This is a genomic window from Klebsiella sp. G-Nf4 (assembly GCF_002810615.1).
GTDB lineage: Bacteria > Pseudomonadota > Gammaproteobacteria > Enterobacterales > Enterobacteriaceae > Klebsiella > Klebsiella variicola.
In genome coordinates, this window is record NZ_PION01000017.1 from 54,158 (window position 1) to 73,593 (window position 19,436).

The following is a 19,436-nucleotide window of genomic DNA, read 5'->3' on the forward strand; positions in this document are numbered from 1 at the left end:
AGATTAAATGAGCGAGAAACGTTGATGTCGAATTCTTATGACTCCTCCAGTATCAAAGTCCTGAAAGGGCTGGATGCGGTGCGTAAGCGCCCGGGTATGTATATCGGCGACACGGATGACGGCACCGGTCTGCACCACATGGTATTCGAGGTTGTGGATAACGCTATCGACGAAGCGCTCGCGGGTTACTGCAAAGATATCGTTGTGACCATCCACAGCGATAACTCCGTCTCCGTACAGGATGACGGTCGCGGCATCCCAACCGGCATTCACCCGGAAGAGGGCGTCTCCGCAGCGGAAGTTATCATGACCGTCCTGCACGCCGGCGGTAAATTCGATGATAACTCCTATAAAGTGTCCGGCGGTCTGCACGGCGTAGGCGTCTCGGTGGTTAACGCCCTGTCGCAGAAGCTGGAGCTGGTTATCCAGCGCGATAACAAAGTCCACAAACAGATTTATGTGCACGGTGTACCGCAGGCGCCGCTGGCGGTGACCGGCGAGACCGATAAAACCGGCACCATGGTGCGTTTCTGGCCGAGCCATGAAACCTTCACCAACGTTACTGAATTCGAATATGAGATCCTGGCGAAACGTCTGCGCGAGCTGTCGTTCCTGAACTCCGGGGTTTCAATCCGCCTGCGCGATAAGCGCGACGGCAAAGAAGACCATTTCCACTACGAAGGCGGCATTAAGGCGTTTGTTGAGTATCTCAACAAGAACAAAACGCCGATCCACCCGAATATCTTCTATTTCTCCACCGAAAAAGACGGTATTGGCGTGGAAGTGGCGCTGCAGTGGAACGACGGTTTCCAGGAAAACATCTACTGCTTTACCAACAACATTCCGCAGCGCGACGGCGGTACTCACCTGGCGGGCTTCCGCGCGGCGATGACCCGTACCCTCAATGCCTACATGGATAAAGAGGGCTACAGCAAAAAAGCGAAAGTCAGCGCCACCGGCGACGACGCGCGTGAAGGCCTGATCGCCGTGGTATCCGTGAAAGTGCCGGATCCGAAATTCTCCTCGCAGACCAAAGACAAGCTGGTCTCTTCCGAGGTGAAATCGGCGGTAGAACAGCAGATGAACGAACTGCTGAGCGAATACCTGTTGGAAAACCCGTCCGATGCCAAAATTGTGGTCGGCAAAATTATCGACGCCGCACGCGCCCGCGAAGCTGCGCGTCGCGCCCGTGAGATGACCCGTCGTAAAGGCGCCCTTGACCTGGCAGGCCTGCCGGGCAAACTGGCGGATTGCCAGGAACGCGACCCGGCGCTGTCTGAACTGTACCTGGTGGAAGGGGACTCCGCGGGCGGCTCTGCTAAACAGGGTCGTAACCGTAAGAACCAGGCGATCCTGCCGCTGAAGGGTAAAATCCTCAACGTTGAGAAAGCCCGCTTCGATAAAATGCTCTCTTCCCAGGAAGTGGCGACGCTGATCACCGCCCTTGGCTGCGGCATCGGCCGCGATGAGTACAACCCGGATAAACTGCGCTATCACAGCATCATCATCATGACCGATGCGGACGTCGACGGCTCGCACATTCGTACCCTGCTGTTGACCTTCTTCTACCGTCAGATGCCGGAAATCGTCGAACGCGGCCATGTCTACATTGCCCAGCCGCCGCTGTACAAAGTGAAGAAAGGCAAGCAGGAACAGTACATTAAAGACGACGAAGCGATGGATCAGTATCAGATCGCTATCGCTCTTGACGGTGCGACCCTGCATACCAACGCCAATGCGCCGGCGCTGGCGGGCGAACCGCTGGAAAAACTGGTTGCCGAGTTCAACGCCACCCAGAAAATGATTGGCCGCATGGAGCGCCGCTTCCCGAAAGCGATGCTGAAAGAGCTTATCTATCAGCCGACCCTGACCGAGGCCGATCTGGCTGACGAGCAGAAGGTGACCCGCTGGGTGAACACCCTGGTCTCCGAGCTGAATGAGAAAGAGCAGCACGGCAGCCAGTGGAAATTTGATGTCCGTGAGAACACCGAGTTGCAGCAGTTTGAACCGATTATCCGCGTCCGTACCCACGGGGTGGATACCGACTATCCGCTGGATAACGAGTTCGTCATGGGGCCGGAATATCGCCGTATCTGTACCCTGGGTGAGAAACTGCGTGGCCTGATGGAAGAAGATGCCTACATCGAGCGCGGCGAACGCCGTCAGCCGGTAGCCAGCTTCGAGCAGGCCCTCGACTGGCTGGTGAAGGAGTCCCGTCGCGGTCTCTCTATCCAGCGCTATAAAGGTCTGGGTGAGATGAACCCGGATCAGCTGTGGGAAACCACCATGGATCCGGACAGCCGCCGCATGCTGCGCGTCACCGTTAAGGATGCGATCGCTGCCGACCAGCTGTTCACCACTCTGATGGGCGATGCCGTTGAGCCGCGTCGCGCCTTTATCGAAGAGAACGCCCTGAAAGCGGCGAATATTGATATCTAAAGCGTAAGTTCTCCCGGTAAGCAGCGTTACCGGGATGGCACAATGCGCAGGCCCGGTAGGCGTAAGCTTCACCGGGCTTTTCTTTACCGCTAAAAGGGGATTCTTCGTCCCCGCTTCCATCCCCCTTTCTGCCCGACACTTTTACTGTTTTTTGAGCGGAATCGCGTTAGCATGAGGGAAGACTCATCTTACCCGGGGATCCTATGGCTATTAAACTGATTGCAATCGATATGGACGGCACGCTGCTGCTGCCAGACCATACCATCTCTCCTGCGGTGAAAACCGCCATCGCCGCGGCGCGCGAGCGGGGTGTCAACGTGGTGCTGACCACCGGCCGCCCTTACGCCGGTGTTCACAGCTATCTGAAAGAGCTGCATATGGAACAGCCGGGTGATTACTGCATTACTTACAATGGCGCGCTGGTACAGAAGGCCGGTGATGGCAGTACTGTCGCACAAACCGCGCTGAGCTATGACGACTATCGCTTCCTCGAGCAGCTCTCCCGCGAGGTCGGCTCTCACTTCCACGCGCTCGATCGCAACACGCTCTACACTGCGAACCGCGATATCAGCTACTACACCGTCCACGAATCCTACGTGGCGACCATCCCGCTGGTGTTCTGTGAAGCGGAAAAAATGGACCCTGAGATCCAGCTGCTGAAGGTGATGATGATCGATGAGCCGGCGATCCTGGATAAGGCCATCGCCCGTATCCCGGCGGAAGTGAAAGAGAAGTACACCGTGCTGAAAAGTGCGCCGTACTTCCTCGAAATTCTGGATAAACGCGTCAATAAAGGCACTGGCGTGAAGTCCCTGGCCGATGCGCTGGGTATCAAACCGGAAGAGATTATGGCGATTGGCGATCAGGAAAATGATATCGCGATGATTGAGTTTGCCGGCGTCGGCGTGGCGATGGATAACGCCATTCCCGCGGTCAAAGAAGCGGCGAACTTCATCACCAAATCTAACCTCGAAGATGGCGTCGCCTTCGCCATTGAAAAATACGTTTTAGCGTAAGCGTTCTTCAGGCCCGGCGATGTCCGGGCCAGTCTTCTCTTTTTTCATGAACAGATGTTAATCCGCATTTAAATCCCTTATTCCGCGCAGGGGATTCTATAAGCTACCCGCCCTCTTTTTCGCAATTCATCACTAACATCATAGTTTTCATGAATATATACCACCGTTTGATGTTGGTTGCGCTGCCATTCGCCTCTGTTCAGATTTGCGCGGCCGCGGAACCAACGACGCCGCTCGAGCCGGTATACGCCTATCACGGCGCAGAACCGGCGGATCTGCCTGCGCCGGTCAAAACCGAGACTGCAGTAGCGGAACCAACCGCGATATTGCCTTTTTTAGGCGATGAGGCCAGAAAACGCGGCTACGTCCTGCCGCTGCCGTTCGGCGTCAGCATTAACTATATGGATATGCGGCAGAATATTAATGTCGACAGCATTAACTTCACCGGGCTGTCGCTGGATGGCCGTAACATCGATTGCGGTAAGGATCCTGTCTGCAAACACGCCGTGAATACCATTTTCGCTAATGGGCCGGTCTCGCTGGATAACGCCTTCCAGATTGGCGTCGGTAATACCCGGGAAAGCAGCAAAACCGAGACGCTTAAGCTGGATGCCTGGCTGCTGCCATTTATGAACGTTTATGGCCTCGTCGGACACACCGAAGGGCATTCGATTTCGCAAATTGCCGTCGGCCTGAAGGGGCCAAACGGTAAAGTGGTGCCCATGCCGGGGATGCAGGATCTCGACTTTCGTCTCGATTTTAAAGGCACCACCTACGGGATGGGCACCACGCTGGTGGGCGGCGTTGGCAACTGGTTTACCGTGCTGGACGCCAACTACACGCAAACGCGTTTTGATATCCTCGACGGCAGTATCGACGCGTTTACCTTTTCGCCGCGCGTAGGCTATCGTTTTAATACGCCATCGGTCGAGGCGCTGCATCTCCCCGCCGGAAAGCTGAACCTGTGGGTCGGCAGCATGTATCAGGACGTACAGCAGGAGTTTAAGGGCAGCCTCAACGATCTCTCGATGCCGTCGCCAATGCTGCAAAATATGGTCAATCTGGCCAATCAGGACAATAACGGCCGCTTCGATGTGAAACAGCATCTGCAGTCGCCGTGGAACGTGCTGGTGGGCGCGCAGTATGAGCTGACGAAAAACGTTAATATCACCACGGAGTTTGGCTTTGCCGAACGTAACAGTTTCTTTATTTCCGGCGAGTACCGCTTTTGAGCCGACTGTTTATCACTTTTCTGCTGCTGATGACCTGCCCGATTGGCAGCAAGGCCGAGATGCTCAGCCGCGAGAAAATCGACGACTGGCTGCAGCATCTCGGCGCCAGCGATAAGTTCGACGCCAGTAAAGGGATCGATTGGGGCGTGATGCCCGGTCCGTTCTATACGCCGGAGCTGGGGCTGGGCATCGGCACCGCGGTCGTCGGCATGTATCGCCCCGATCCGCAGGATACCACCAGCCAGAATTCCACCCTGACGCTCAGCGGCTACGCCAGCTCCACCGGCGCGTTTGGCCTCAGCGTGAAAAACTACGCCTTTTTCGATAACGATCTGTGGCGCGTATTTGTTGAAGGGTCGATGGCCAATACCCCGACTTACTTCTGGGGGCAGGGTTTTCACGCCGGAGATAAAGACAACGAGAAGGAAAAATATACCGCCCAGGTGCTGACCCTGCGCCCGACAATCTACCGGCAACTGATCGACAATGTCTATCTCGGCGCTGGGTGGTCGCTGGCGGCGCAGAATGCCGATGAGATGGACCACGACGATTTACCGAAAATAGAAAGTACCCCACAGGGACCGTCGGTATTCAGCTCTGGCGCCAGCATCGATATCAACTGGGACGATCGCGACTTTGTCCCCAACCCGCGCCGGGGCCAGTATGCCAACTTCCGCTACACCCATTACGCCCCCGGGTTAGGCAGCGATACCCGCTTTGATGAATTTCAGCTGCACTATAGCCATTATCATGCCCTGAGCGAGAAAAGCGTGCTCGCCTGGGAGGCCGATGGTGCCTTCACCCAGGGCGATGTTCCGTGGAGCATGATGCCCCTGCTGGGCAGCGACGAGCGGATGCGAGGCTACTATCAGGGGCGCTACCGGGATAACAACGTCGTCAGCAGCCAACTGGAATACCGCCGGCAGCTCACCTGGCGGCACGGGATTGTCGCCTGGGTCGGGGCGGGAACCATGGGGCCGTCGCTGTCATCGCTGAACAATGGCCGCTGGCTGCCCACCGGCGGCGTTGGCTATCGTTTCGAGTTCAAGCCGCGGGTCAATATCCGTCTTGATTATGGCATCGGCAAAGGCAGCAGCGGGTTCTATTTCCAGGTTGGGGAAGCGTTTTAAGCAGGTTGCCGGGCATTCAACCCCGTGCGGATTGCGGTATGCTAACGCCACTCTTATATCGGCCCGGTCAGCACACCATGAAACAAGTCACCTTTGCCCCTCGCAACCACCAGCTTACCAACACCCGCACCTGGACCCCCGACAGCCAGTGGCTGGTGTTCGACGTCCGCCCGTCCGGCGCGTCGTTCACCGGCGAGACCATTGAGCGAGTGAACGTAAACAGCGGTACTGTGGAGACCATTTATCGTGCCACGCAAGGCGCGCACGTCGGCGTGGTGACTGTGCATCCCACCCAGGAGCGCTACGTGTTTATTCACGGCCCCGAGCGGCCGGATGCGCAGTGGCAGTATGATTTTCATCATCGCCGCGGAGTGGTGGCCTTTCAGGGGGCCGTCGAGAATCTGGACGCCATGGACATTACCGCCCCTTACACGCCCGGCGCGCTGCGCGGCGGCAGCCACGTCCATGTCTATAGCCCCAACGGTCAGTTCGTCAGTTTTACCTACAACGACCACGTGCTGCACGAACGCGACCCGGCGCTGGACTTACGCAACGTCGGCGTAGCGGCGCCGTATGGGCCGGTGACGCCGCAGGGGCAGCATCCGCGCGAATATAGCGGCAGCCACTGGTGCGTGCTGGTAAGCCGTACGACACCGACTCCGGTGCCAGGCAGCGATGAGATTAATCGCGCCTATGAAGAGGGGTGGGTTGGGAACCAGGCGCTGGCGTTTATTGGCGATACCCTGGCGGAAAATGGCAATAAAGTGCCTGAGCTGTTTATTGTCGATCTGCCACAGGAAGAAGCCGGCTGGAAGCAGCCTGGCGGGGCGCCGCTGGCCGGTACCGCAACCACGATGCCGGCCCCGCCGGCGGGCGTCAGTCAGCGTCGTTTGACCTTCACCCAGCATCGCCGCTATCCGGGGCTGGTGAACGTTCCGCGCCACTGGGTGCGCGCCAATCCACAGGCGACGGCGATAGCCTTTCTGATGCGCGATGACGCCGGCGTGGTGCAGCTGTGGCTTATTTCACCGCAGGGGGGCGAGCCGCGACAGTTGACGTATCACGCATCGGGTATCCAGTCGGCGTTTAACTGGCATCCAACAGGAGAATGGCTGGGCTTTGTGCTGGAGGATCGGATTGCCTGCTGTCATGCCGGCACGGGGGAGATTACCTTTTTAACCGATGTGCACGGTCATCCGCCCTCAGCAGACGCGATCGTCTTTTCGCCAGACGGGACACAGATTGCCTGGATGGAGGAGGTGGACAGTTATCGCCAGCTGTGGGTCACGCAGACCGGGCGATAACTTACTGGGCAGGCATCGACGCTGGCGGGATAACCGAGTTGGTCGCCAGCGTGGCCTTCTCACTCTTTTCAACCCGCGATTTGATTGAGCTGTCGGTGCGGAACATATCCCACGGCAGCAGCAGGGTATCCATGACGGCGGTGAACGGCATGTCCAACGCCACCAGTGATTTCACACCCCAGTTGGTGTCGCTGTCCCCCAGCGTTTGCGCACTGGATCGCGTGCCCGGATAGGTTCCCTCTTTGCCACCGGTATGTGACATTACGCTGGAGCAACCGCTCAGGCTTATTATCCCGCTGAACAGGACCAGCTTTAACAGTCGTCTGCTTTTCATTGTTCTTCCATCGTCGTTTCGGGCGTTGAGATAACCTTTCAGCGGTTATATCGGGCCAACCCGTGAATGCATAGCGTTATTGCGTCGCACTGTGGCGGGCATCGCACTTTGCTTTTTGTGCTCCTCCCCCCAGTCTAAGCAATCATCGGTAAACTGCAAAAAAATTCGCCCTCAATCCCTTGAAAAGCACGGGGAGAAACCCATTTTATAGGTGTAACCCACTGAGAATACGCCTGAGGGGTATTCCGGATTACCGCGGCCTGTCCACGATGGAAGGTCATTTGATTCTCGCTGATTTTCAGGAGCTATTTACTATGCGTAACTTCGATCTCTCCCCGCTATATCGTTCAGCCATTGGTTTCGACCGCCTGTTCAACCTGCTGGAAAACAATCAAAGTCAGAGCAACGGCGGCTATCCTCCGTATAACGTCGAGCTGGTAGACGAAAACCACTATCGTATCGCTATCGCGGTGGCTGGCTTTGCCGAAAGCGAGCTGGAGATCACGGCCCAGGACAATCTGCTGATCGTCAAAGGCGCCCACGCCGCCGAGCAGAAAGAGCGGACCTACCTGTATCAGGGGATCGCCGAGCGTAACTTCGAGCGCAAATTCCAGCTGGCGGAAAACATTCACGTCCGCGGCGCCAACCTGGTGAACGGCCTGCTGTATATCGATCTGGAACGCGTGATCCCGGAAGCGAACAAGCCGCGCCGCATCGAAATCAACTAATTGTCCGTTTCAGGCCGCGTGGCGGCCTGATGTAACAACCTGCTCGCCGTCAGGGAGCAGATGCGAATTTACAGAATTCGCAGGTATTCACTCGCTTCATAGAAGGAGAAAACACTATGCGTAACTACGATTTATCCCCCCTGCTGCGTCAATGGATCGGTTTTGACAAACTGGCCAGCGCCCTGCAAACCGCCGGTGAAAGCCAGAGCTTCCCGCCCTATAACATCGAAAAAAGCGACGATAACCACTATCGCATTACCCTTGCGCTGGCCGGTTTCCGTCAGGAAGATCTGGATATTCAACTGGAAGGCACCCGTCTGGTGGTGAAAGGCACGCCGCAGCAGCCGGAAAAAGAGACCACATGGCTGCACCAGGGGCTGGTGAGCCAGGCCTTCAGCCTGAGCTTCACCCTCGCCGACAACATGGAGGTCTCTGGCGCGACCTTCACCAATGGCCTGCTGCATATCGATCTGACCCGCAATGAGCCTGAGCAGATTGCCCCGCAGCGTATCGCCATCAGCGAACGACCAGCGTTAAATAGTTAATTAAGCGAATAACTTATAAGGCCCCGATTTTCGGGGCTTTTTTGTGTGCGAGAGCGCAATAAACTTCCTTGCTGCAACGGGTGTTTCAGTTTAAAAAATAATCATACTTTGGGACTCACTCAAACAAGGATACGTTATGAACGAACAGCAGCCATTTGAAGCGATTAGAAAGAGCGATGAGGCGGGGCGGGAGTATTGGTCTGCCCGCAACCTTGGTCCCCTGCTTGACTATAAAGAGTGGCGGAATTTTTATAAGGTCATTGCAAAAGCGATAATTTCATGTGAGGCGAGTGGTCATCCCTCGGCAGACCATTTTGTTGAAACCAACAAAATGGTCGAATTAGGTTCTGGCGCCAGCAGGAATCTTGAAGATTTCCACCTCTCACGCTACGCCTGCTATCTGGTAGTGCAAAATGGCGATCCGTCGAAACCGGTGATTGCTGCGGGGCAAACGTACTTTGCCTTGCAAACCCGGCGCCAGGAATTGCAAGATGATCAAATATTTAAGTCTCTACGAGAGGATGAACAGCGACTGTTCCTGCGCAATGAGCTCAAAGAGCATAATAAACATCTGGTTGAAACGGCCCAACGTGCCGGTGTTGAGACGACTCTTGATTTTGCTGTCTTTCAAAACCATGGCTATAAAGGTCTCTATGGTGGTCTTGACCAAAAAGCAATCCATGAGCGTAAGGGCCTAAAGAAAAGCCAAAAAATACTCGACTATATGGGATCGACTGAGCTCGCGGCCAACCTGTTTCGTGCTACCCAAACGGAAGAAAAACTACGTCGGGACGCGGTTGATTCGAAGCAACTCGCCAACAAAACGCATTATGACGTAGGGCAAAAAGTACGCCAGACTATTAAAGACCTGGGTGGCACTATGCCTGAAGCGCTTCCTTCCCCGGAGAAAAGTATTCAGCAACTCACTATCGCAGCGAAAAATAAGAACGCGCCTGAGTAGCGTATCTTACTCCATGATTATTGTGCGCCAGGCGGCATACAACCCGTCTGGCAGTGGTCATAATCCCTGTAGTTAATGGTGTTATTCACAGGGACGATACCATGAGTGAGATAGCATTGACGGTCAGCGTGCTGGCGCTGGTGGCGGTAGTGGGGTTGTGGATCGGCAATGTCAAAATCCGCGGCGTCGGCTTTGGCATTGGCGGTGTCCTGTTTGGCGGGATTATTGTCGGCCACTTTGTCGATCAGGCGGGTGTCGCCCTCAGCAGCCCAATGCTGCATTTTATTCAGGAATTCGGCTTGATCCTGTTTGTCTACACCATCGGTATTCAGGTGGGGCCGGGCTTTTTCGCCTCGCTGCGGGTCTCTGGCCTGCGGCTCAATCTGTTCGCTATCCTTATCGTTATCCTCGGCGGCCTGGTGACCGCGGTGCTGCATAAACTGTTCAATATTCCTCTCCCGGTAGTGCTCGGTATCTTCTCCGGTGCGGTGACCAACACGCCGGCGCTGGGGGCCGGGCAGCAAATCCTGCGCGATCTTGGGGTGCCGTTCGAGGTGGTCGATCAGATGGGGATGAGTTACGCGATGGCGTATCCGTTCGGCATCTGCGGCATTCTGCTGACCATGTGGCTGGTGCGCCTGTTCTTCCGCATCAATGTGGAGAAAGAGGCCCAGCGGTTTGAAGAGAGCAGCGGCAACGGCCACGCTCATTTGCACACCATTAACGTGCGGGTGGAGAACCCCAACCTCAACCAGATGGCGATTCAGGATGTGCCGATGCTCAATAGCGACAACATCGTCTGTTCGCGGCTGAAGCGCGGTGAGCTGTTGATGGTGCCTGCGCCGGGCACCCTTATCCAGGCGGGCGACCTGTTGCACCTGGTGGGGCGACCTGAGGATCTGCACAATGCGCAGCTGGTGATTGGCCAGGAGGTGGCCACCTCGCTGTCGACGCGCGGCACCGATCTGAAAGTCGAGCGGGTGGTGGTCACTAACGAAAAAGTGCTGGGGAAGAAAATACGCGATCTGCACGTCAAACAGCGCTATGACGTGGTGATCTCCCGGCTGAATCGCGCTGGCGTCGAGCTGGTGGCCAGCAGCAGCGCCAGCCTGCAGTTTGGTGACATCCTCAACCTGGTCGGCCGTCAGGAGGCGATTGACGCCGTGGCCGCCGAACTGGGTAACGCTCAGCAGAAGCTGCAGCAGGTCCAGATGCTGCCGGTGTTTATCGGTATCGGCCTCGGGGTACTGCTGGGATCTATCCCGTTGTTTATTCCCGGCTTTCCTGCCGCGTTGAAGCTGGGGCTTGCCGGTGGGCCGCTGATTATGGCGCTGATCCTCGGGCGTATCGGCAGTATTGGCAAGCTGTACTGGTTTATGCCGCCGAGCGCCAACCTGGCGCTGCGCGAGCTGGGGATCGTGCTGTTTCTGGCGGTGGTCGGTCTAAAATCGGGGGGCGACTTTGTCGCGACCCTGACCCAGGGCGAGGGTCTGAGCTGGATCGCTTACGGCATTTTCATCACCGCCATCCCGCTGCTGACGGTGGGGATCCTCGCGCGCATGCTGGCAAAAATGAACTATCTGACGCTGTGCGGCATGCTGGCCGGCTCCATGACTGACCCTCCGGCGCTGGCCTTCGCCAACAATCTGCACGCCACCAGCGGCGCGGCGGCGCTCTCTTACGCCACCGTCTATCCGCTGGTGATGTTCCTGCGGATTATCACTCCGCAGCTACTCGCCGTGCTGTTCTGGGGGCTGAGCTAGCGGGCTTTGCGCCTGGACGCGACGCAGGTGGTAATCCACCTGATACTCGCTGGCGTTGCGGAACATGACGGAATAGTTAAGAAACTCGCCGCTGTCGCTGTAGGAAAGGGAGGTAATACGCAGCAGCGGCGTCTGCTCCGGGACATTCATTGAGCGCGCCAGCTGCTTGTCCGCCAGCACCGGCGTCAGCGTTTCATAATTCCCGCTGATGATGATCCCGCACTCCTTCTCAATATAATCAAATTTCGAACCCTCCAGATGGCTCAGCGACAGGTTGCGGAACAGTTTCACCGGCATATAGCTATCCTCCAGCATCAGCGGCTTACCATCGACGTAGCGCACCCGCCGTGAGAAGTAGATCCGTTCATCAATTTTAATCCGCAGCAGGCTGGCGATGGCCGGCGGGGCAGGCATCACCTCGAAGGCCAGCACCTGGCTCACCACCTCTTTGCCCTGCTTGCGCAGCACTTCCGCCAGGCCGGTGAGATTGCTGGTTTCATGATGGACGTCCTTACGCGCCACGAACGTTCCCGAGCCGTGGCGACGCACAACCAATCCCCAGTCCACCAGCAGGTCGATGGCTTTGCGGATAGTCATGCGCGCCACCCCGAACTCCTCGGCCAGTTTTTTCTCTCCCGGTAGCGGGCTACCGATGGCGAAGTCGGCGGAATTCAGCCGCAGCCGCAGGCGGTCAGCAATGGATTTGTAGATCACCAGTAGTCCTCTTGTGCAGGAAAATGGAATGTCGCTGTCTTCTCTTTTCGTTGAAAAAATAGATTTATTACAAGTAATTAGTACTCATTCATTTCGTTAATTCCACTGTCTGATTTATTGATGTCTAACTTTGATTATAGAAGTAGACAACTTTGGCCAAATTAAAACCATGAATGAGATCACGAATCGCAACGGCGCGGCATGTTGTCGGACGGGCAAATTTCTATTCTCGAGTGAGGCCGGTAATCAAGAAAAAGAAGGCCACTCACCCTACGAGTTGTTACATGAGGATTTTCAAATGCTCAGTCAAATACAACGCTTTGGCGGCGCCATGTTTACCCCGGTTTTGTTGTTTCCTTTTGCCGGGATTGTGGTCGGTATCGCCATCATGCTGCGCAACCCGATGTTCGTCGGCGAAGCGCTGACCGCACCCGACAGCCTGTTTGCCCAGATCGTTCACATCATTGAAGAGGGCGGCTGGACCGTCTTTCGTAATATGCCGCTGATTTTCGCCGTCGGTCTGCCGATCGGCCTGGCGAAACAGGCCCAGGGCCGGGCCTGTCTGGCGGTGCTGGTGAGCTTTCTCACCTGGAACTACTTTATCAACGCCATGGGGATGACCTGGGGCCACTTCTTTGGCGTCGACTTTGCCGTTGAACCCACGGCAGGCAGCGGCCTGACGATGATTGCCGGGATCAAAACCCTCGACACCAGCATTATCGGCGCCATCGTCATCTCCGGCCTGGTGACGGCCCTGCACAATCGCTATTTCGATAAACCCCTGCCGGTATTCCTCGGCATCTTTCAGGGCTCATCGTTTGTGGTCATTGTCGCCTTCCTCGCGATGATCCCCTGCGCCTGGCTGACCCTGCTCGGCTGGCCAAAGGTCCAGCTGGGCATTGAATCGCTGCAGGCCTTCCTGCGCTCAGCCGGGGCGCTTGGGGTGTGGGTCTACATCTTCCTTGAGCGCATTCTGATCCCCACCGGTCTGCACCACTTCGTCTATGGTCCGTTCATCTTTGGCCCGGCGGTGGTGGAGGGCGGTCTGCAGGTCTACTGGGCGGAGCATCTGCAGGCGTTTAGTCAAAGTACGGAACCGCTGAAGACGCTGTTCCCGGAGGGCGGCTTTGCCCTGCACGGTAACTCGAAAGTGTTTGGTTCGGTGGGGATTGCGCTGGCGCTCTACTTCACCGCCGCGCCGGAAAACCGCGTCAAGGTCGCTGGCTTGCTCATCCCTGCCACCCTGACCGCGATGCTGGTCGGGATCACCGAACCACTGGAGTTCACCTTCCTGTTCATCTCGCCGCTGCTGTTTGCCGTTCACGCGGTGCTGGCGGCGACCATGGCGACGGTGATGTACATCTGCGGGGTGGTAGGCAATTTCGGCGGCGGCCTGCTCGATCAATTCTTGCCGCAAAACTGGATCCCGATGTTCCATCACCACGCCTCGATGATGTTCATTCAGATAGGCATCGGCCTCTGTTTCACCGCCCTGTACTTCGTGGTCTTCCGCACCTTGATCCTGCGTCTGAACCTGAAGACGCCTGGTCGGGAAGAGAGCGAAATCAAGCTCTACAGCAAGGCCGATTACCAGGCGGCACGAGGTAAAACCACGGCCGCCGCCGCGCCAGAGACCCGGCTGGGTCAGGCTGCTGGCTTCCTGCAGGCCCTCGGTGGCGCCGACAACATTGAAAGCATTAACAACTGCGCCACCCGACTGCGCATCGCGCTGGTCGATATGGCGAAAACGCAAAGTGACGACGTCTTTAAAGCGCTGGGCGCCCACGGGGTAGTACGCCGCGGCAACGGGATTCAGGTCATCGTCGGCCTGCACGTTCCCCAGGTGCGCGACCAGCTGGAAAACCTGATGAAAGATTTTCTTTCGACCGAACATACCACCATGACGGAGGCAGTATCATGAAAAAATTCTCAGTTGTTATCGCAGGCGGCGGCAGCACCTTCACCCCGGGCATTGTTCTGATGCTGCTGGCAAACCAGGATCGTTTTCCGCTGCGGTCGCTGAAATTTTACGACAACGACGGCGCGCGGCAGGAGACAATCGCCGAGGCGTGCAAAGTGATCCTCAAAGAGCAGGCGCCGGATATTCAATTCAGCTATACCACCGATCCGCAGGCGGCGTTTACCGATGTTGATTTCGTCATGGCGCATATCCGCGTCGGTAAATATCCGATGCGTGAACAGGATGAGAAAATCCCGCTGCGCCACGGCGTGCTGGGCCAGGAGACCTGTGGACCGGGGGGGATCGCCTACGGTATGCGCTCTATCGGAGGCGTGCTGGAGCTGGTGGATTATATGGAAAAATACTCGCCGAACGCCTGGATGCTCAACTACTCCAACCCGGCGGCGATTGTGGCGGAAGCCACCCGGCGTCTGCGGCCGAACGCCAAAATCCTCAACATCTGCGATATGCCGATCGGCATTGAAGGGCGGATGGCGCAGATTGTCGGCCTCAAAGATCGCAAACAGATGCGCGTGCGCTACTACGGCCTCAATCACTTTGGCTGGTGGACGTCGATTGAAGACCTCGACGGCAACGATTTGATGCCGAAGCTGCGCGAGTATGTGGCGAAATATGGCTATGTGCCGCCCTCTAACGATCCGCACACCGAGGCCAGCTGGAACGATACCTTCGCCAAAGCGAGAGACGTGCAGGCGCTGGATCCGCAGACCATGCCGAACACCTACCTGAAATATTACTTGTTCCCGGACTACGTGGTAGCTCACTCCAACCCGGAACGCACCCGCGCCAACGAGGTGATGGATCATCGGGAGAAAAACGTCTTCAGTGCCTGCCGGGCGATTATTGCCGCCGGGAAATCCACTGCCGGCGATCTGGAGATTGACGAGCATGCGTCGTATATCGTCGATCTGGCGACGGCCATCGCCTTTAACACGCAGGAAAGGATGCTGCTGATTGTGCCAAACAACGGCGCGATCCATAACTTTGACGCCGACGCGATGGTGGAGATCCCGTGCCTGGTGGGCCACAACGGACCGGAACCGCTGACGGTCGGCGACATCCCGCACTTCCAGAAAGGGATGATGAGCCAGCAGGTGGCAGTGGAAAAACTGGTGGTCGATGCCTGGGAACAACGCTCTTACCACAAGCTGTGGCAGGCGATTACCCTGTCGAAAACCGTACCGAGCGCCTCGGTGGCGAAAGCGATCCTCGACGACCTGATTGCGGCCAACAAAGATTACTGGCCTGAGCTGCATTAATCCCCGCTGTTTGACCGGCGCCCGCGGGGCGCCGGTTCTTCTCCCCGGTTCCTGATTTACGCTATGCTGAAGCCTGCCTGCGCGATGAACAAGGAACTGTAATGAAAATCTCCCGCCTCGGCGAAGCGCCAGATTACCGCTTTTCGCTGGCTAACGAACGCACCTTTCTGGCGTGGATCCGCACGGCGCTCGGTTTTCTGGCTGCTGGCGTCGGCCTTGACCAGTTAGCGCCGGACTTTGCCACGCCGCTGATCCGTGAAATTCTTGCCCTGCTGCTGTGTCTCTTTGCCGGCGGCATGGCCATCTATGGCTATCTGCGCTGGCTGAATAACGAGAAGGCGATGCGTCTGAAGCAGGACCTTCCCTATACCCGCACGCTGCTGGTGATTAGCATCCTGCTGTTGGCGGTGGTGGCCGCGGTGATGCTGCTGGTGGTGTATGGCGGATAAACGCCGGGCGCGGCGGGAAGGCGATCCGGGACTACAGCCAGAGCGCACCTCGCTGGCCTGGTTTCGCACTCTGTTGGGCTATGGCGCGCTGATGGCGCTGGCGATTAAACACAGCTGGCACCGCGCCGGCCTGCCGTTCTGGCTGTCGATCGGCGTGCTGGCGATAGTGGCGGTGATCCTCTGGGGCTATACCCGCCGTCGTCATCTGATGGACGTCGATGACAGCGATTTTTTTCAGCCGCGGGTGGTTCGTGACAAATTTTTGATCGCTCTCGCAGTACTTTCTCTGGCATTCCTGTTTGCTGTTACTCACCTTCAACAGATCGTTTTATTCATTAGGGATATGTCATGACAGGATGTCCGGCGAATTTGCCTCTCACTCATGCCCCCGGCCAGCAACATGACACTCCCTTTCAGGCTGTCGTGGTGGAGGCGCATCATTGCCACCAGCCGCAGGCGTTCTATGCGCAACTGCGTAAACAGGGTCTCACCGCTATCCATTTTATTCCGCAGCTGGCGGCCGGCGATGCCGCGCTCTGGGGTGAGTTTCTTTGCACTGTCTTTCACCGCTGGGTGCGGGAAGATATTGGGCGAATCGATATTTTGCTGTTTAGTGAGACGCTGAGCGCCTGGTGCGGCGAGACGCTGACCCAGCCAGGCGCGCCAGCGGCCAACAGCACCTGCTACGGCTGCCCGTGGCTGCGCCTGTGCCGCTGCGGCGAACAGGAAGACCCGCTGTGCGCGGGTTACCGGCAGTTCTACGATCTTAGCGGGCCTTATATGCGAGTGATGCGAGATTTACGCCGACAGCAGCGGCCGCCAGAGGCGCTGATGCCGCTGCTGCGCTGAAGGTTAGCGCCCCTTCGCCAGATACTGCGCCATCTCCTCTTCCGGCACCATGCCGCCGCCGGTCGCCCACACCAGGTGGGTGGCGTGCTGCAGCTGTTGTTCACTCAGACCTTGTAGCTGATGGTACGCCTGGCTGGCGCAGACCCGCTGCGGCCCGGCCATTCCGGCCAGCGCGGACGGTTCAAGGCGAATGTTTTCCGCTTTCGCCAGCCAGCCCAGCATGTCGTACATCGTCTGATCATCAAGGGTATACAGCCCGTCGAGCAGGCGCTCCATCGCCCGGCCAACGAACCCGGAAGCGCGGCCGACCGCCAGACCGTCGGCGGCGGTCAGATTATCAATCCCTAAATCCTGCACCGCAATCTGGTCGTGGAGCCCGGTATAGATGCCGAGCAGCATGCATGGCGAGTGGGTCGGTTCGGCGAACAGGCAGTGAACGTGGTCGCCGAAGGCCAGCTTCAGGCCGAATGCCACGCCGCCGGGGCCGCCGCCAACGCCGCACGGCAGATAGACGAACAGCGGATGATCGGCATCGACCACACGCCCTGCTTTGGCAAACTGCGCCTTCAGGCGCTCGCCGGCTACGGCATAGCCGAGGAACAGCGTGCGCGAGTTTTCATCATCGATGAAAAAGCAGTTCGGGTCGGATTCCGCTGCCTTGCGTCCCTGTTCGACCGCCACGCCGTAGTCCTCTTCATATTCAACGACCGTCACGCCGTGGCTGCGCAGTTTGGCCTTTTTCCATGCTCTGGCATCGGCAGACATATGTACCGTAACCTTAAAGCCGATGCGCGCGCTCATGATGCCGATCGACATCCCGAGGTTGCCGGTGGAGCCGACGGCGATGCTGTACTGGCTGAAGAACTGTTTAAATTCCGGCGTCAGCAATTTGCGATAATCATCTGCGGTACTGAGCAGCCCGGCTTCCAGCGCCAGCTTTTCCGCATGGGTCAGCACTTCATAAATGCCGCCGCGTGCCTTAATGGAACCCGAAATCGGCAGGTGGCTATCTTTTTTCAGTAACAGATCGCCATTAATCGGCTGGTTGAATTGTTGCTCGAGGCGGCGTTTCATTGCCGGAATGGCAACCACTTCTGATTCGATAATCCCGCCGGTGGCGGCCGTTTCCGGGAAAGCTTCCGCCAGATAGGGCGCGAAGCGCTGCAGGCGTTCGTGAGCGTCTTTTACATCTGCGGCGGTCAGGCCGACATAGGGCAAACCTTGCGCCAGCGTTGTCGTTGCCGGGTTAAACCAGGTGGTTTCTTTCAGGGCGATCAGATCCTGCACAAGCGGGAAGGTCGCGGTTAATTGGGTCAGGTCAGCGTTTTTCATATTACGTCTCGTTCGCTTAGATGATGAAAGAAAGCAGGAAGGTGCAGGCTAGTGCAAGTAGTGAAGCGATAAATGTCGCCGTCGTATAGTACTTGAACGTTTCACTGAGGCTGGCGCCGCAGTACTGTTTTACCAGCCAGAAAAGGGAATCGGTGACGATCGTGCAGCCAATGGCGCCGGAACCGATGGCAATGGCGATGATCTCCGGGCTTACGCCAGGATAAAGCGGCAGCATCGGCGCAACGATGGCGGTAGCGCCCATCATCGCCACGGTGGCGGAGCCGACGGCGGCGTGCAGGATAAGCGCCACCAGCCAGGCCAGCAGAATCGGATGCATATGCAGATTCGAGAGGATCACCGCCAGGCTATCGGCCAGGCCGCTGGATTTCAAAATCGCGTTGAACGCGCCGCCGGCGCCAATAATCAGCAGAATGTTGGCGATCGATCCGAAGCCGTTTTCGGTGTGGGTCAGCAGGACGCCCATCCCCATCTGGCGACGAATGCCGAGAATGTAATAGGCGACAAAGACGGCGATAAACATGGCGGTGATGGGGTTGCCGATAAATTCCAGCAACATATACAGCGTGCCACCTTTCGCCATGTTCAGTTCGGCGACGGTTTTCACCAGCATCAGGCCAATCGGCAGCAGTACGGTAAACAGCGTGGCGCCGAGCGACGGCAGCGTCGATTCTTCGCGAACGTCGAGGTTGGAAAATTCGGCCGGTACCGATTTAAACGGCAGACGGTTGCCGAGCAGCTTGAGGAACAGCGGGCCGCCGACCAGCGAGGCCATCAGGCCGACCAGCAGACCATAGACGATAACCGTCCCGATATCGGCGCCCAGTTTGTTGGCAACGAACAGCGCGGCCGGGTGCGGCGGCACCACGCAATGTACCGCCATCAGGGCCGTACACAGCGGAATGGCCAGCTTCAGCAGTGAGGTATTGGTTTTTTTAGCGATGGAGAACGCCAGCGGGATCAGCAGCACCACGCCGACTTCGACAAACAGCGTAATGCCGCAGATCAGGCCGACCAGCACCATAATCACGTCCGCCGACAGCCAGCGGCAGCGCTGCAGCGTCAGGCCGATACGCTCCGCCGCGCCGGAAACCTCCATCATCTTACCGAGAATGGTGCCGAGACCGATCACCGCCGCCAGGAAGCCCAGCGTGCCGCCGATCCCACTCTCAATGGCGTTGACCATCTCCAGCGGGCCCATCCCCATCATCGCGCCGACGAAAAAGCTCGCCAGCAGCAGCGCCAGAAACGGATGAAACTTCAGTTTGACGATCGTTAAGACGATTAACACGATGCTTATCAGCAGCGTGCTCACAACCCAGATTTGCGATTCCATACCCCACCTCGCCGTAAATAACGTGTGGTTATTGAACAGAAAACCG

Annotated in this window: 18 protein-coding genes and 1 other annotated feature; of the genes, 14 read left to right on the plus strand and 4 right to left on the minus strand. The window is 57.3% G+C overall.

Annotated features, from left to right (window positions below):
* Nucleotides 1-24: 24 nt before the first annotated feature.
* The 5 genes from gyrB to CWM57_RS25455 all read left to right on the plus strand — a co-directional run bounded on the left by gyrB (nt 25) and on the right by CWM57_RS25455 (nt 7,121).
* Entirely contained in the window at nt 25-2,439 is a 2,415-nt protein-coding gene (gene gyrB, locus CWM57_RS25435; protein ID WP_074385300.1) for a DNA topoisomerase (ATP-hydrolyzing) subunit B, read from the plus strand.
* Nucleotides 2,440-2,642: 203 nt separating this feature from the next.
* Nucleotides 2,643-3,455: a sugar-phosphatase gene (yidA, locus tag CWM57_RS25440; protein ID WP_074385305.1), complete on the plus strand. Its 813-nt coding sequence runs from the start codon at nt 2,643-2,645 to the stop codon at nt 3,453-3,455.
* 149 nt (nt 3,456-3,604) lie between these two features.
* Nucleotides 3,605-4,687 carry a hypothetical protein gene (locus CWM57_RS25445; protein ID WP_074385306.1) on the plus strand — a complete coding sequence of 361 codons (1,083 nt, stop codon included), beginning with the start codon at nt 3,605-3,607 and terminating at the stop codon, nt 4,685-4,687.
* A complete protein-coding gene (locus CWM57_RS25450; RefSeq protein WP_100676562.1) occupies nt 4,684-5,817 on the plus strand; it encodes a BamA/TamA family outer membrane protein in 1,134 nt (377 codons plus the stop codon). The genes CWM57_RS25445 and CWM57_RS25450 overlap by 4 nt, the downstream gene beginning before the upstream one ends.
* A 77-nt stretch (nt 5,818-5,894) precedes the next feature.
* Nucleotides 5,895-7,121 (plus strand): DUF3748 domain-containing protein, encoded by a 1,227-nt coding sequence (locus CWM57_RS25455; RefSeq protein WP_100676563.1) that lies wholly within the window; start codon nt 5,895-5,897, stop codon nt 7,119-7,121.
* Nucleotide 7,122: 1 nt separating this feature from the next.
* On the opposite strand, the gene CWM57_RS25460 is transcribed toward CWM57_RS25455, so the two are convergent.
* Nucleotides 7,123-7,455 carry a YceK/YidQ family lipoprotein gene (locus tag CWM57_RS25460; RefSeq protein WP_061152886.1) on the minus strand — a complete coding sequence of 111 codons (333 nt, stop codon included), beginning with the start codon at nt 7,453-7,455 and terminating at the stop codon, nt 7,123-7,125.
* Nucleotides 7,456-7,700: 245 nt separating this feature from the next.
* Nucleotides 7,701-7,776: a sequence feature (ROSE (Repression Of Heat Shock gene Expression) occurs in the 5'-region of heat shock genes and acts as an RNA thermometer to modulate expression.), on the plus strand.
* Here CWM57_RS25460 and ibpA point away from each other — a divergent pair.
* The 4 genes from ibpA (at nt 7,770) to CWM57_RS25480 (ending at nt 11,452) form a co-directional block, all read left to right on the plus strand.
* Nucleotides 7,770-8,183 (plus strand): small heat shock chaperone IbpA, encoded by a 414-nt coding sequence (ibpA, locus tag CWM57_RS25465; RefSeq protein ID WP_004151523.1) that lies wholly within the window; start codon nt 7,770-7,772, stop codon nt 8,181-8,183. (Overlaps the previous feature by 7 nt.)
* Before the next feature lie 116 nt (nt 8,184-8,299).
* The gene (ibpB, locus tag CWM57_RS25470) at nt 8,300-8,728 is read left to right on the plus strand and encodes a small heat shock chaperone IbpB (RefSeq protein WP_004145074.1); all 429 of its coding nucleotides are present in this window, start codon (nt 8,300-8,302) and stop codon (nt 8,726-8,728) included.
* A 136-nt stretch (nt 8,729-8,864) separates the two neighbouring features.
* The gene (dinD, locus tag CWM57_RS25475) at nt 8,865-9,689 is read left to right on the plus strand and encodes a DNA damage-inducible protein D (RefSeq protein ID WP_100676565.1); all 825 of its coding nucleotides are present in this window, start codon (nt 8,865-8,867) and stop codon (nt 9,687-9,689) included.
* Between the two features lie 101 nt (nt 9,690-9,790).
* Nucleotides 9,791-11,452 (plus strand): putative transporter, encoded by a 1,662-nt coding sequence (locus tag CWM57_RS25480; protein WP_043874933.1) that lies wholly within the window; start codon nt 9,791-9,793, stop codon nt 11,450-11,452.
* Here CWM57_RS25480 and CWM57_RS25485 read toward each other — a convergent pair.
* Nucleotides 11,420-12,166 carry a GntR family transcriptional regulator gene (locus CWM57_RS25485; RefSeq protein WP_008806752.1) on the minus strand — a complete coding sequence of 249 codons (747 nt, stop codon included), beginning with the start codon at nt 12,164-12,166 and terminating at the stop codon, nt 11,420-11,422. The genes CWM57_RS25480 and CWM57_RS25485 overlap by 33 nt on opposite strands.
* A 298-nt stretch (nt 12,167-12,464) precedes the next feature.
* Between CWM57_RS25485 and CWM57_RS25490 the strand changes: the two genes are divergently transcribed.
* From CWM57_RS25490 to CWM57_RS25510, 5 genes are all read left to right on the plus strand, one after another.
* Nucleotides 12,465-14,087: an alpha-glucoside-specific PTS transporter subunit IIBC gene (locus CWM57_RS25490; RefSeq protein ID WP_100676567.1), complete on the plus strand. Its 1,623-nt coding sequence runs from the start codon at nt 12,465-12,467 to the stop codon at nt 14,085-14,087.
* Entirely contained in the window at nt 14,084-15,406 is a 1,323-nt protein-coding gene (locus CWM57_RS25495) for a 6-phospho-alpha-glucosidase (protein WP_074385310.1), read from the plus strand. Before CWM57_RS25490 ends, CWM57_RS25495 begins: the two co-directional genes overlap by 4 nt.
* 101 nt (nt 15,407-15,507) lie before the next feature.
* Entirely contained in the window at nt 15,508-15,855 is a 348-nt protein-coding gene (locus CWM57_RS25500; protein WP_002923305.1) for a YidH family protein, read from the plus strand.
* Nucleotides 15,845-16,207, plus strand: coding sequence for a DUF202 domain-containing protein (locus tag CWM57_RS25505; RefSeq protein WP_074385311.1), 363 nt, complete (start codon nt 15,845-15,847; stop codon nt 16,205-16,207). Before CWM57_RS25500 ends, CWM57_RS25505 begins: the two co-directional genes overlap by 11 nt.
* A 74-nt stretch (nt 16,208-16,281) precedes the next feature.
* Entirely contained in the window at nt 16,282-16,704 is a 423-nt protein-coding gene (locus CWM57_RS25510) for a regulator (protein ID WP_074385312.1), read from the plus strand.
* A 3-nt stretch (nt 16,705-16,707) separates the two neighbouring features.
* On the opposite strand, the gene dsdA is transcribed toward CWM57_RS25510, so the two are convergent.
* Both dsdA and dsdX read right to left on the minus strand, forming a co-directional pair.
* A complete protein-coding gene (dsdA, locus tag CWM57_RS25515; RefSeq protein WP_100676568.1) occupies nt 16,708-18,036 on the minus strand; it encodes a D-serine ammonia-lyase in 1,329 nt (442 codons plus the stop codon).
* Nucleotides 18,037-18,052: 16 nt separating this feature from the next.
* Nucleotides 18,053-19,390, minus strand: coding sequence for a D-serine transporter DsdX (dsdX, locus tag CWM57_RS25520; RefSeq protein WP_074385314.1), 1,338 nt, complete (start codon nt 19,388-19,390; stop codon nt 18,053-18,055).
* Between the last annotated feature and the right edge of the window lie 46 nt (nt 19,391-19,436).